Origin of the sequence: Stenotrophomonas sp. NRRL B-14846 (assembly GCF_050473585.1) — a bacterium.
Classification (GTDB): Bacteria; Pseudomonadota; Gammaproteobacteria; order Xanthomonadales; family Xanthomonadaceae; genus Stenotrophomonas.
The window spans coordinates 1,376,110-1,388,845 of the sequence record NZ_JBFLUN010000022.1; the positions used below are offsets into that span (position 1 = coordinate 1,376,110).

At 66.7% G+C, this 12,736-nt stretch carries 13 protein-coding genes; 1 reads left to right on the forward strand and 12 read right to left on the reverse strand.

The features are described 5' to 3' along the window. Positions 1 to 104 precede the first annotated feature (104 nt). The 12 genes from flgL to AB1281_RS08660 all read right to left on the reverse strand — a co-directional run bounded on the left by flgL (position 105) and on the right by AB1281_RS08660 (position 11,772). Positions 105 to 1,307 (reverse strand): flagellar hook-associated protein FlgL, encoded by a 1,203-nt coding sequence (gene flgL / locus AB1281_RS08605; protein ID WP_430345588.1) that lies wholly within the window; start codon positions 1,305 to 1,307, stop codon positions 105 to 107. Further along, positions 1,304 to 3,184: a flagellar hook-associated protein FlgK gene (flgK, locus tag AB1281_RS08610; protein WP_430345589.1), complete on the reverse strand. Its 1,881-nt coding sequence runs from the start codon at positions 3,182 to 3,184 to the stop codon at positions 1,304 to 1,306. The genes flgL and flgK overlap by 4 nt, the downstream gene beginning before the upstream one ends. Positions 3,185 to 3,192: 8 nt before the next feature. Then, positions 3,193 to 4,392 carry a flagellar assembly peptidoglycan hydrolase FlgJ gene (gene flgJ / locus AB1281_RS08615; protein WP_430345590.1) on the reverse strand — a complete coding sequence of 400 codons (1,200 nt, stop codon included), beginning with the start codon at positions 4,390 to 4,392 and terminating at the stop codon, positions 3,193 to 3,195. 1 nt (position 4,393) lies between these two features. Beyond that, complete coding sequence (locus AB1281_RS08620) at positions 4,394 to 5,530, reverse strand: flagellar basal body P-ring protein FlgI (RefSeq protein WP_430345591.1); 1,137 nt, start codon at positions 5,528 to 5,530, stop codon at positions 4,394 to 4,396. Between the two features lie 2 nt (positions 5,531 to 5,532). Further along, complete coding sequence (gene flgH / locus AB1281_RS08625) at positions 5,533 to 6,225, reverse strand: flagellar basal body L-ring protein FlgH (RefSeq protein ID WP_049442732.1); 693 nt, start codon at positions 6,223 to 6,225, stop codon at positions 5,533 to 5,535. Positions 6,226 to 6,247: 22 nt separating this feature from the next. Further along, complete coding sequence (flgG, locus tag AB1281_RS08630) at positions 6,248 to 7,033, reverse strand: flagellar basal-body rod protein FlgG (protein ID WP_005416457.1); 786 nt, start codon at positions 7,031 to 7,033, stop codon at positions 6,248 to 6,250. A gap of 103 nt (positions 7,034 to 7,136) precedes the next feature. Beyond that, positions 7,137 to 7,886 carry a flagellar basal body rod protein FlgF gene (locus tag AB1281_RS08635; RefSeq protein WP_014037127.1) on the reverse strand — a complete coding sequence of 250 codons (750 nt, stop codon included), beginning with the start codon at positions 7,884 to 7,886 and terminating at the stop codon, positions 7,137 to 7,139. A 32-nt stretch (positions 7,887 to 7,918) separates the two neighbouring features. Further along, entirely contained in the window at positions 7,919 to 9,142 is a 1,224-nt protein-coding gene (flgE, locus tag AB1281_RS08640) for a flagellar hook protein FlgE (protein WP_075674523.1), read from the reverse strand. Between the two features lie 32 nt (positions 9,143 to 9,174). Further along, a complete protein-coding gene (locus AB1281_RS08645) occupies positions 9,175 to 9,858 on the reverse strand; it encodes a flagellar hook capping FlgD N-terminal domain-containing protein (RefSeq protein ID WP_430345592.1) in 684 nt (227 codons plus the stop codon). A gap of 23 nt (positions 9,859 to 9,881) precedes the next feature. Then, positions 9,882 to 10,289: a flagellar basal body rod protein FlgC gene (gene flgC / locus AB1281_RS08650; RefSeq protein ID WP_005416461.1), complete on the reverse strand. Its 408-nt coding sequence runs from the start codon at positions 10,287 to 10,289 to the stop codon at positions 9,882 to 9,884. 3 nt (positions 10,290 to 10,292) lie between these two features. Further along, a complete protein-coding gene (gene flgB, locus AB1281_RS08655; protein WP_005409576.1) occupies positions 10,293 to 10,688 on the reverse strand; it encodes a flagellar basal body rod protein FlgB in 396 nt (131 codons plus the stop codon). 139 nt (positions 10,689 to 10,827) lie between these two features. After that, the gene (locus AB1281_RS08660) at positions 10,828 to 11,772 is read right to left on the reverse strand and encodes a chemotaxis protein (RefSeq protein WP_014037130.1); all 945 of its coding nucleotides are present in this window, start codon (positions 11,770 to 11,772) and stop codon (positions 10,828 to 10,830) included. 246 nt (positions 11,773 to 12,018) lie between these two features. On the opposite strand from AB1281_RS08660, the gene flgA reads away from it, so the two are divergent. Beyond that, positions 12,019 to 12,675 (forward strand): flagellar basal body P-ring formation chaperone FlgA, encoded by a 657-nt coding sequence (gene flgA / locus AB1281_RS08665; protein ID WP_075674521.1) that lies wholly within the window; start codon positions 12,019 to 12,021, stop codon positions 12,673 to 12,675. Positions 12,676 to 12,736: the final 61 nt, after the last annotated feature.

A 12,736-nucleotide genomic window follows, 5' to 3' on the forward strand; every position in this document is an offset into this window, starting at 1 on the left:
AGCGCCGGGGCATGCACGGCGTGCGCAGCGGTAGCAGAACCCGCAAACGGAAAAAGCCGCGATGCAGGGCATCGCGGCTTTTCAGGGGTGACGCGGGAGAAGCGTCAGCGCAGCTTGTTGAACAGCGACATCGACTGCATCTGCGAGAAGATCGTCTGTGCCGCCTGCAGCGCGGTGCTCTGCAGCTGGTACTGGCTCAGCGCATCGGCGTAATCGAGGTCGCGCATCTGCGACAACGTGGTCTTCAGGGTCACGCCATTGGCCTCGCGCATGTCGGCCGCGTTGTCCAATGCCTTCAACTGCGCACCACCGGCAGCGCGCGAATCGATCATTCGCTCGGACGCGCGTGCCACGTCGCGCAGTGCGCTCTGCAGCTGGTTCTGCTGCGCGGCCATCTGCGCGGTGGTGCCGGTGTCGGCACCCAGCGCCGCCACCAGGTTGTCCATGGTAGAGAAGATGTCGCGACTGCTGGCGGCCTGTACGTTGAAGCTGTCACCCGCCGCGGGTGCACCCGCGATGCGCAGGCGTACACCGTTCACTTCCAGATCGTCGCCGGCCTTGTAGGTGCCGGTGCCGGTCACGTTGCCCGCACCGTCCACCACCTCGTACTGGTTGCCGGTGGTGAAGCGCACGCTGAAGCCCTGGCCGTTCCAGCTGTCGCTGCCGTCGCGGGTGACATTGGTCAGCACGCCGTTGCCGGTGTTGCCTGCAGCGGCGCTGCCGTCGACGAAGCCATCGCCAGTGGGAATGCGCATGAAGATCTCGCTGCCGGGCAGGGCGTCGCGCACATAGGTATCGGGGCCGACTTCAACCTGGCGCTGGGTCTGGTCGCCGCGGTAGACGACCTTGCCGTTGATCTTGGCAAAGGGCGGGTCACCATCGTTGGTGCCACCGAACACGTAGCGGCCGGTGCCATCGTCGGCGTTGGCCAGCGACAGCAGGCCGTCGCGGATCTGGTTGACCTCGGTGATCAGCGTCTTCTTGTCCGCTGCGCTCAGCGCCGGATTGCTGGCCTGGATGGTCAGATCGTTGACGCGCGCCATCAGGTCGTTGACCTGGGCCAGGGTGTTTTCCTGTACGCCCAGGCGGTTCTGCACGTTGCCGGCGTTGAGTTTCATGCGGTCCAGTGCAGCCAGGCTGCGGTCAAGTCCGACCGCAGTGCCGGCGGCAACCGGATCGTCCTTGGCGCTGACGATCTTGCTGCCGGTGGCGATCTGCTGCTCCAGGTGGCTGAGCTTGGCCTGCTTGGCCATCATCAGCGACACGGACTGGTTGAACATCATGCTGGTGGAGATGCGGCTGCTCATCGGCGGACGGCTCCCAGGATGGTCTGGAACATGCTGTCGGCGGTGGAGATCAGCTGCGAGGCGGCCTGGTAGGCCTGCTGCAGGCGCAGCATGTCGGCGGCTTCCTCGTCCAGGTTGACGCCGGAGACTTCATCACGCGCTTCCTGCGCCTTGTCATTGATCACCAGCTGCGCGTCGAGCGAGTACTCGGCCGAGCGGGCGGCGGCGCCGACCTGGGTGGTCAGGCCACCCAGCGCACCGTTCAGTGTCACCGTTCCGGCGTTGAACGCCTGCGCGCTTTCCACCTTGGCCAGCTTGGAGGCGTTGCTGTTGTCCGACGAACCGGCCGGGGTCGGGGTGATGTTGAAGGTATCGCCCACCTTCGGTGCACCGTCCAGCACGAAGCTCCAACCGTTGGCACTGATGGTCTGGCCGGGCGTGTAGGTCTGCGGCGGGCCACCGTCGATGGTGTAGGTGGTGGCCGAGGTGAACACGATCGCCGACGGATTGCGCAGGTTGGCGTTGGTCGAATCGGTGACGGTGACGCCGCTCAGCTTGCCGGTACCGGTGTTGGCGGTGGCGGCGGCGCCCTTCACCGCTGCAGCGGCGGCGATGCGCGACGGATCGGTGATCGCCACTTCCATGCTGCCGGCCACGCCGGCGGTCGGCTGCAGCAGGAAGCGGTCATTTGCAGCCGGCGTACCGCCCACGACCAGCTTGACGCCGTTGATCACCAGCGGATCGGCGGCGGTGCCGGTTCCGGTCAGCGGAACGCTGGCGCCGGTGTCGGCGCGGCTGGCCTTCCAGTTGGTGCCATCGAACTGCAGCACCACGTTCTGCGCGTCCAGCTTGCCCAGGTCGCCGTAGGTCGCGCTGAGGCTGGCGGTGCCGGTATTGCTGTTGTTGCCGGTGACGCGCGGGTTGCCGATGTTGAAGAAGTCCCCGCCCATCTGGCCATACATGTCCACGCCCTGGTGGTGCGCCTGGTTGAAGGTTTCGGCCAGGCCCACCGCCAGCTTGCCCAGTTCGGCCTGGGCAGGGGTCAGCACGGTGTCGCGGAACTCCAGCAGGCCACCGATCTGGCCGCCGACCGCCTTCGGGTCCAAGCGGATGGTGTTGCCCTGGGTCTCCAGCGCCAGCTGCAGGCGCTCGGGCTGGTACGGGTCGGCCACGGTGGTGACCTTGGTCGCCGTGGTACCCACCACCAGCGCGTTGCCGCCGGCGGTGTAGACATTCATGATGCCGCCGTCCTGGATCACCGCCGTGCCACCGGTGTAGCCGATCAGCTGGGTGATCAGCTGGTCGCGGCGGTCGAGCAGGTCGGGTGCGGCAGAGGCGATGTTGGTGCCGATGGCGCCGTTGATCTGCGCGATTTCCTGCGCTAGGCGGTTGACCTCGGTGGCACCGGCCAGCAGGCCGTTGTTGACCTCGCTGTTGAGGTTGTTCAGGTGCGTGTTGAGCTGCACGAAGCGGTTGGCCAACGCCTTGCCGCCGTCGAGCATGTTCTGGCGGTCGGCGGTGCCGGCCGCGTTGGACGACAGGCCGCTGACCGAATCGAAGAAGTTCGACCAGACGCCGGCCACGTTGGTGGCCGGGTCGGAAACCAGCGCATTGACCCGGTCGGCCATGCCCGAAAGCTGCTTCAGGCGCGCCAGTTCACCGCTGCTGTCGAGCAGGCGCGAGATCGCCAGCTGGTCGGCCGTGCGGCGGATGTCGGTGATGCGGGTTCCGTTGCCGACCGTGCCATAGCCGTAGTTCTGTGGATCGGCGGTGGCGAAGTTGACCTTCTGCCGGCTGTAGCCGGGCGTATTGAGGTTGGCCACGTTGTGGCTGGTGGTCGCCAACGCACGCTGGAAGGCGAGCAGGGCACCGGTACCGGTGGAAAGTACGCTGGACATGGTGTTCCTCAACGACGAGTGATACCCAGCGCCGCGGTTGCGGTGCTGGCGAAGGTCTGGCCAAGGCGCGAGCCGGCGTCGGCCACGGCGGCGACGGCGCGCTCGATGGTCGGGCCGCCGGCGATCGCGGCGATCTTGGCGGCATAGCGCGGGTCGGTGGCATAGCCGGCGCGCTGCAGGCCACGGGCGAAGCCCTGCACATCGGTGCCGGCCTGCAGGGCCTGCTGGTAGCGCGGGCTGGTTTTCAGCAGGCGCACGTAGTCGGCGAAGCTTTCGGCCGGCGAGCTGTAGGCGCGGAAGCTGGCGGTTTCGTTGCGGCGCACGCCATCCACGTATTCGTGGGTGCCGGCTTCAACGCGCTGGCCATTCCAGCCGGTGGCCTTGATGCCGAACAGGTTGTGCGAGGTGCTGCCGTCGGACTGGCGGATGTGGCGCTTGCCCCAACCGGTTTCCAATGCGGCCTGGGCGACCAGCGCACGGGCATCCACGCCCAGTTCCCTGGCCGCGCTCTGCGCGTGCTGCCAGATGCTGGCGACGAAACCTTCCGGGGTGTGCGCGCCCAGCTGGGCCACGGCGGTGCGGGTAGCCATCGCATCGGCCGGGCTCATGGCCGTACCGCGATTGCTGGCCGTCGCCGACCACTGGTCGTTGTTGGCGGACCAGTCCTCGCCCTGCAGGTTGCCGATGTACGGATCTTCGGTGCCCAGCGAGCGGTGCAGGCTGCTGCTTTCGCGACCGGCGATCAGGTCCAGTGCCTGTTCCATCGGTGCCAGCGCAGCCTGTGCACCGTGCTGCGCGCCGGCCGCCATCTGCTGCAGCATGCGCACGGCCTGGCTGCCATCTTCCAGCGGCAGCGAGGGTGCGGGCTTGTCCGGTGCGTTGAGCTGGTAGGCGCGGCTGGCCTTGGCCGGGTCCACGCGGGTATCCAGCGCCGGGCCTTCGGCGGCCTGGCCGGACAGCTGGCGGGTGATCATGCCGGACAGGCCCAGCCCCTTGCCGCGGGTCATCGCCTCGGCGATCTTCTGGTCGTACATGTCGCGGAACATCTTGTTCTCGCCGGGAAACAGCGAGTCGCCGAAGCTGGCATCGCGCATGCTCTTGACCAGCATCTGTGCGAACTGGCCTTCCAGCTGGCGCGCGACCTTGTCGATCTTGGCCGGGTCGTTCTGTTGCGCCGGGTGCAGGTCGAATGTGGGGTTGATGCGCATGTCAGATCACCTCGAGCTCGGCACTCAGTGCGCCGGCCTGCTTCAGGGCTTCCAGGATCGCGATCAGGTCGCCCGGTGCCGCGCCCACGGCGTTCACCGCGTGCACGATCTCGTCCAGGGTGGTGCCGCCGCTGAACTTGAACATGCGGCTGCCGTCGTTGGTGGCGGTGATGGTCGACTGCGGGCTGGCCACGGTGCGGCCGCCGGACAGGGCATTGGGCTGGCTGACATTGGTGTTTTCCTGGATCGTCACTGTCAGCGAGCCGTGCGCGATCGCCGCCGGGCCGACCCGCACCTGCTGGCCGATGACCACGGTGCCGGTACGCGAATTGACCACCACCTTGGCCGGGGCGCTGCCCGGGGTCAGCTCCAGGTTCTCGATGCGCGCCAGCAGGCCGATGCGTGCGCCCGGATCGGTCGGCGCAGTCACGGCCACGGTCACGCCGTCAACCGCACGCGCCGCCCCTTCGCCGAACGCGTTGTTGAGCGCGGCGACCATGCGCGAGACCGTGGTGAAATCGTTGTTGTGCAGGTTCAGGGTGATGTCACCGCCATTGGCGAGCGGATCGGGCAGGGCACGTTCAACCGTGGCGCCATTGGGAATGCGGCCGACGCTGGGTACGTTCACCGAGACGCGCGAGCCATCCTTGCCCTGTGCACCAAAGCCGCCGACGATCAGGTTGCCCTGCGCGATGGCATAGATCTGGCCGTCGGCGCCGCGCAGCGGGGCCATCAGCAGCGAACCGCCACGCAGCGACACCGCGTTGCCGATCGAGGACACGGTGATGTCGATCGGCTGGCCCGGCTTGGCAAACGGCGGCAGTTCGGCATGGATCGCGACGGCCGCCACGTTCTTCAGCTGCGGATTGACGTTCGCCGGCACGTTCACGCCCAGCTCGCCGAGCAGGTTCTTCAGGCTCTGCACGGTGAAGGGCGCCTGGCTGGTGCGGTCGCCGCTGCCGTCCAGGCCGACCACCAGGCCGTAGCCCACCAGGGCATTGCCACGCACGCCGCCGACCTGGGCCAGGTCCTTGATGCGCTCGGCGCTGGCAGGCGCAGCCACGGCCAGCAGCATCAGCGCGAGGAACGACGCCGCGCGGCGCTGCCAGGAAGAAGAAAGGAGGATTTTCATGGCCATACTCAGAACGGCGTCAGGCCGGAGTTGAAGAAGCGGCTCAGCCAGCCCATCGCGTTGGACTGCGCGACCGGGCCGCGGCCGCCGTAGACGATGCGGGCTTCGGCCACGCGGCTGGAAGGAATGGTGTTGTCCTGGCTGATGTCACCGGGGCGCACGATGCCCTGCACCTGCACCAGTTCATCGCCCTGGTTCAGCCGCAGGTTCTTCTGCCCCTGTACCACCAGGTTGCCGTTGGGCAGGCGCTGGATCACCGTGACCGTGACGCTGCCCTGCAGGCGGTTGCTCTGCGCGCTGTTGCCCTTGCCAGTGAAGTCACGCTTGCCCGCTGCCGTGGCACTGAGGATGTCCTTGCCGCCCAGGGTGACCGGCGCGCCGAGGATGGACGGGGTGCCCAGGCTCAGGTTGGATTCCTTGTTGGTGGCGGTGTTGGCACTGGTCTGCGCGGTGGTGTTTTCCAGCAGGGTGATGGTCAGCAGGTCGCCGACATCGCGTGCGCGGCGGTCCGAGTACAGCTGCAGGGTCGGGCCGGCGGCGTAGATCGCACCGGCGGTCGGCGCGGCCTGCGGCGGCATGATCGGCTGGATCGGCGCCATCGCCGCGTAGGGGCGCACGTCGCCGGCGATCACGCAGCCACCGAGCAGGGCGACCACGGTGCAGGCGAGGGCAGTGCGGAGGAGTCTGGAAAGGGGCGACATGGCGGTTTTCCGGTTGGGCCGGTCAGATCTTGTTGTTGAGGTAGCCGAGCATGGAGTCGGTGGTGGAGATCGCCTTGGCATTCATTTCGTAGGCGCGCTGGGTTTCGATCATCGACACCAGCTCTTCGACCACATTGACGTTGCTGCCTTCCAGCGCGCCCTGCACCACGGTGCCGAGACCGTTCAGGCCGGGGTTGCCGTTCTGCGCCGGGCCCGATGCCGTGGTTTCCAGGAACAGGTTCTCGCCGCGTGCCTGCAGGCCGGCCGGATTGACGAAGTCGGTCAGGGTCAGCGCGCCCACTTCCACCGAGGCGGCGTTGTCGGCCATCTTTACGCTGATGGTGCCGTCGCTGCCGATGGTCACCGACTGCGCACCCTCGGGAATCTGGATGCCCGGCTGCACCGGGTAGCCGCTGTTGGTGACCAGCTCGCTGTCCTGGTTGATCTTGAACGAGCCATCACGGGTATAGGCCGAGCTGCCATCCGGCATCTGCACTTCGAAGAAGCCGCGGCCGTTGACCATCACGTCCAGCGCGCGGCCGGTCTGCTGCTGACCACCCTGTTCGAAATTCTTGGCGGTGGCGACCACGCGCACACCGGTACCCAGCTGCAGGCCGGTCGGCAGCTGGGTCTGCGCCGACGAAGAGCCGCCAGGCTGGCGTACCTGCTGGTACAGCAGGTCCTCGAAGCTGGCACGGTCCTGCTTGAAGCCGGTGGTGTTGGTGTTGGCGAGGTTGTTGGAAACCACCGACATGCGCATCTGCTGCGCATCCAGTCCGGTTTTCGCGATCCACAATGCCTGGTTCATCTTCGGTGTCCTGTCTGGGTGAAGCCGGCCGCGCGATGCGGCCCTTGGTATCGGGTGTGCAAGCGGTGTGCCAGCGCCATGCAAGGGCGGCGCCGGAATTCCGTCAGCTGCCCAGGCGCAGCAGGCTGTTGGCACTGCGCGCGTTGTCGTCGCCGTGCTTGATCACCTGCACCTGCATTTCGTACTGGCGCTGCAGCTGGATCATCTGCACCAGTGCACCGGCGGCATCGACGTTGCTGCCTTCCAGCTGGCCGCTGTGCACGGCGGTGCCCTGCGCCGGAGCGAACGGCTGGCGCGGGTCGGTGTTGCGGAACAGGCCATCCAGGCCGCGCTCGAGGCGCTCGTCCGGCGCCTGCACCACCTTGATCCGGCCGATCTGCGCCATCGTCTGCGGGCCTTCACCCTGCGGGATGATCGAGATCGTGCCGTCGCCGCCGATCTCCATCGCCTGGTAGGGCGGGATGGCGATCGGGTTGTTGTTGTCATCCAGTACCGTGCGGCCGCCGGAGGTCACCAGCTGGCCGTTCGGGGTCACCGACAGGGCCGCGCCGCGCGTGTAGGCTTCGCTGCCATCGCTGGACTGCACCGCCAGCCAGGTGCCGCTCTGCAGCGCCAGATCCAGCGGCTTGCCGGTGATGTGCTGCGCGCCGGGCCGGCGGTTGAAGCCGGCGTCGACGTGCAGCGCATCCACCCGCGAGGCAAAGCCCGGGCCCTTGATCGGGAAGGCTTCGGTGTTGGCCAGCGCTTCCTTGAAGCCAGGGGTGTCCGAGTTGGCGAGGTTGTGGCTGAGCGTTCCCTGCGCCTGCAGGGAGGCGCGGGCACCGGTCATCGCCACGTAAAGGGCTTTATCCATGCGGGGAGTTCCGTGACAGGGTCAGCAGCTCATCAACGGATGTTGATGACGGTCTGGGTGATCTGGTCCTGCGTGGTGATCATCTGCGCGTTGGCCTGGAAGTTGCGCTGCGCGGTGATCATGTTGACCAGCTGCTCGGTGAGATCGACGGTGGACGCTTCCAGCGAGCCGGCCTGGATCTTGCCGAGGTTGGAGGTGTCCGGCATGCCGGTGCGCGGCGTGCCCGATTCGAAGGTCTCCACCCACAGGTTGTTGCCCTTCGATTCCAGGCCCTGCGTGTTGTTGAAGGTGGTCAGTGCGACCTGGCCCAGCGGCTTGTCGTCGCCGTTGGAATAGCGGGCGTAGACCACGCCGGATTCGGACACGGTCACTTCATTGAGCTTGCCGGCGGCATAGCCGTCCTGCTGGGTGTTGCGCAGCGCGAACTTCTCGCCGTACTGGGTCGAACCGCTGATATCCAGCGTCATGTTCAACTGGCCGGCACCGGTGGTCGGGGTGAAGGTGCCGAGGCTGACCTTGCCGTTGGCGGGTGCGACCAGCTTGCCGCTGTTGTCGAAGGTGACCGGGGTCGGTGCGCCGGCCGGCTGGCCATCGACATAGTTGCGCACGGTCCATTCGTTGGGGTTGGCGCCCTTCACGAAGTACGAGACCTGGATGTGGCTCACGCCCAGCGAGTCGTACACGGTGATGCCACCGCTGGAGTAGTTGTAGCTGTTCGAATCGGTCGGGTCGAAGGTCGCCACCGTCGGCTGCTTGGCGTTGGCTGGCAGGGTGAAGCCAACCTTCACTTCGCTGGTCTGCTTCGGCGGGCTGTCGGTGGTCAGCAGCTGCAGGTCGACCAGGCGGCCTGCATCGAAGTTGGTGCCATCGGCATTCGGTGCGAACACCTGCAGGCGTGCGCCCTGCGGATTGACCACGTAACCGGCCGAGTCGGTCTGGAAGTTGCCGGCGCGCGAGTACACGCGCGAACCATTCATGTTCATGGTGAAGAAGCCTTCACCGGAAATGGCCATGTCCAGGCTGCGCCCGGTCTGCTCGTTGTGGCCCTGGATGAACTGCTGGGCGACGTTGGAAACGCGCACGCCCGAGCCGGTCTGGTTCTTCGACAGGCCGTAGCTGGTCGAAGCGAACAGGTCGGCGAACTCCGCGCGCGACTGCTTGAAGCCGGTGGTGTTGACGTTGGCGACGTTGTTGGCGGTGACGCTCAGGTCGGTGTTGGCGGCATTGATGCCGGACAGCGAGACATTGAAGCCCATGGGATGCTCCTGGTTGATGCGGAATGTGCGGCTCAGCTGACGCGGAGCACGTAGTCGATCGGGGCCGTGCCCAGGCCCTTGAGGTTCAGGTACAGGCCGTCGGAACCGACGGTCACGCTCTCCACCGGCGCCTGTACGTAGGTGGACAGCTTGGTGTTCTTGCCGGCGGTGTCGACATGGTTGGCGACGATGGAGTACTTGCCCGGCTCCATGCGCTTGCCGTTGGCATCCTTGCCGTCCCACTGGAAGGCGGTTTCGCCGGCGGCCTTGGCTTCCACGCTCAGCGAGGTGACCTTGGCACCGTTGGCGTCGGTGATGTCCACGGTGATGATGCCGGCCGACGGTGCGGCCACCGTGCCTTCGACATTGCCTTCCTTCTCCAGCACCAGCTTTTCCGACGGCACCAGCACCTGGTGGCCAACCAGCGCCGCGCCACGCAGCACCTGGTCGCTGGCCATCGATTCCTGGAAGCCCTTCACCGTCTTGTTCAGATCGGTGATGCCCTGCACGGTGGACATCTGCGCCATCTGCGCGACCATCTGCGTGTTGTCCATCGGCTTCAGCGGATCCTGGTGCTGCAGCTGCTCGGTCATCAGGCGCAGGAAGTCGGCCTGGTCGAGCGTGTTCTTCTTTTTCGTGGCGTTGCTGTTGGGGGCGTTCAGGCCCAGCGCGGAATAGACGTCCTGGCTGGTCTGGTTGTTGACGGCGGTGGTCATGGCGGTATCCGGTGCTGCGGGCCTCAGCGGCCCATGGTCAGGGTGGCCAGGGCCAGTTCCTTGGCGGTGGTCAACATCTCCACGCCGGCCTGGTAATTGCGCGAGGTCGAGATCAGGTTGACCATCTGCGCCACCGGATCGACGTCGGGCTGGTAGATGTAGCCATCGGCGTCGGCCAGCGGGTGGCCCGGCTCGTAGCGCTTGATCGGCGCAGCCTCGCTCTGGGTGATCTCCTTCACCTTCACCGAGGTGATGTTCGGATCGTTCTTGCTGGTGACGGCCTGGAAGATCGGTTCCAGCGGCTTGTACACGGCGTCGGCGGAACCGGCGACGGTGTCGGCGTTGGAGAGGTTGGAGGCGATGGTGCTCATGCGCACCGACTGCGCCTGCAGCGCGGAGCCGGCGATATCGAAGATCGGCAGGTTGCTCATGGCTTATTGCCCCGTGATCGCGGTCAGCATGGAACGCACCTTGCTCTCGACGAAGCTGAGCGAGGCGCGGTATTCCAGTGCGGCGCGGCCATAGGCGGCACGCTCGGCATCGGGGTCGACGGTGTTGCCGTCCAGGCTGGGCTGCACGCCTTCGCGCGCGATCTGGAACGGGTTCAGGCCACTACTGATCTCGTAGTGCTGCTCATGCGTGGTGGCCATCAGGCCATTGGCATCCTGCCCCTGGGCGTGGCGCAGGGCGGCATCGAAGTCCAGGTCCTGGGCCTTGTAGCCGGGAGTGTCGGCATTGCCGAGGTTGCTGGCGATCAGCTTCATCCGCTGTTCGCGCAACGGCATGGCCTGGGCGTGGACGCCCAGGTAGTCGGTAATCAGGTTGCGCACGGTGCACTCCCACGGGAACGTTGCCCGGGAAGCTGCAAGGGGTGTGCCAAAACCGAGGGGGTAGTGCCGGCCGCTGGCCGGCTCCCCGTTGTGCCTGCGGTTGCCGGCCAGCGGCCGGCACTACCGGATCAGGAGGCCGTCAGGCCGCCAGCGCCACCTTGCGCAGGCGGTCCAGCACGAAATCGGCCAGCTCGTGCGGCGAGTACTTGGCGACGAAGGCATTGGCACCCACGCGCTCGACCATGGCGTTGTTGAAGACGCCCGACAGCGAGGTGTGCAGCAGCACGTACAGGCCGGCCAGGCCCGGGTGGCGCCGGATTTCCGTCGTCAGCGTGTAGCCATCCATGGCCGGCATCTCGATGTCCGAGATGACCATGGCATAGCGCTCGGCCGGGTTCTCGCCCGAGGCGTGGACCTGCAGCAGGTGGTCCAGCGCCTGCTTGCCGTCGGAAAGCAGGGTGGCACCCACGCCCAGCTGGTCCAGCACGCTGCGGATCTGCTGGCGGGCCACGCGCGAGTCGTCCACCACCAGCACCTGCAGCTGTGGGCCGTCGGCGGGCATGGCCATCGCCGGGTCGAGTACCGCTTCACCGCGCACCTGGGCGATATCGGCCAGCACGCTCTCAACGTCGATCACCTGGATCAGCTCACCCTGGAAGCGGGTCACCGCGGTCAGGTAGCTCGACTCGGCGCCCAGCTCCGGCGGCGGGTGGATGTCTTCCACCGCGATGTTGACGATGCGTTCGACGCCGCTGACCAGGAAGCCCTGGATCGAGCGGTTGAATTCGGTGACGACCAGGTAGCCCGGCGAGGTATCCGCATCGGGCTCGCGCTCGGGGTGGCCGATCGCCAGGCCGAGGTCCAGCACCGGTACCGAGCGGCCGCGCACGTCGGCCACGCCGGAAAACTGGCTGGGCAGGCCGGGCACCTGGAACAGCTCCGGGCGCCGCAGGACTTCCTGCACCTTGAAGACATTGACGCCAAAAAGCTGACGTCCGCCGAGACGGAACAGCAGCAGCGCCAGGCGGTTGTGGCCGGCCAGTCGGGTCCGCTGGTCGATCCGGTTGAGCAGGTCATGGGACATGGCTGCTGTATCGGCGTGGTGGGTGCGGAACTTGAGCGCTTTTGTAGCGTCGAGCCATGCTTGACCGAGGCTCTTGTAGAGTCGAGCCATGCTCGACCGAGGCTCTTGTAGAGTCGAGCCATGCTCGACTGGCTGTTCGGGGGAAGAGCAGTCGAGCATGGCTCGACACTACAAACGGCGACCCCGTCGATCTGGCACACCCCTTGCACGCACCAGGGCCAGGTCTTGCCGATTGAAGGAGGCGCCATGCGCCGGGTCACATCCCTACTCGCCATCGTGCTCGCCGTGGCCGCGCCGTGGGCGACCGCTGCGGACTGGCAGCCGGTCGCCAGCATCCGCACAGCAGCGCTGTCGACACTGCCGGCTGGCAGTGAAGGCGAGGCGCAGGTGGCCGATGCGCTGCGCCTGCCGAAATGTGGCGGCGCGCTGCAGGTGCAACCCACCGCCACCACCACGGTGGAGGTCAGCTGCCCCGATGCGGGCGGTTGGCGCCTGTTCGTGCCGGTGAAGGTGCGGCGCAACCAGACCGTGCTGGTGCTCAACCGCGGAATCGGCACTGGAGAAACCCTCACTGCCGCCGATATCACCACTGCCCAGCGTGACGCTGCCCGGATTGCCGGCGCAGTGCTGTCCGATCCCAATGCAGCGATCGGCCGCATCGCCCGCCGTCCGTTGCAGGCCGGAGCCCTGCTGTCGAACAACGATCTGGTGGTTCAGCGTCTCATCAAGCGAGGAGACAATGTGGCCCTGGTGTCGCGTCGCGGCTCGGTCGAGGTCCGCATTGCCGGCCGTGCGATGGGTGATGCCGGTGAGAACGAACGGGTTTCGGTCGAGAACCTGTCCTCGCGGCGGATCGTGCAGGGCACGGTCGACGCTGCAGGTGACGTAATCGTGGCGCGTTGAATTACCGCAAAATATCCCTAAAGATCACGGCCCTGCGGCCGTTATCCCTTGTGAACGGCAA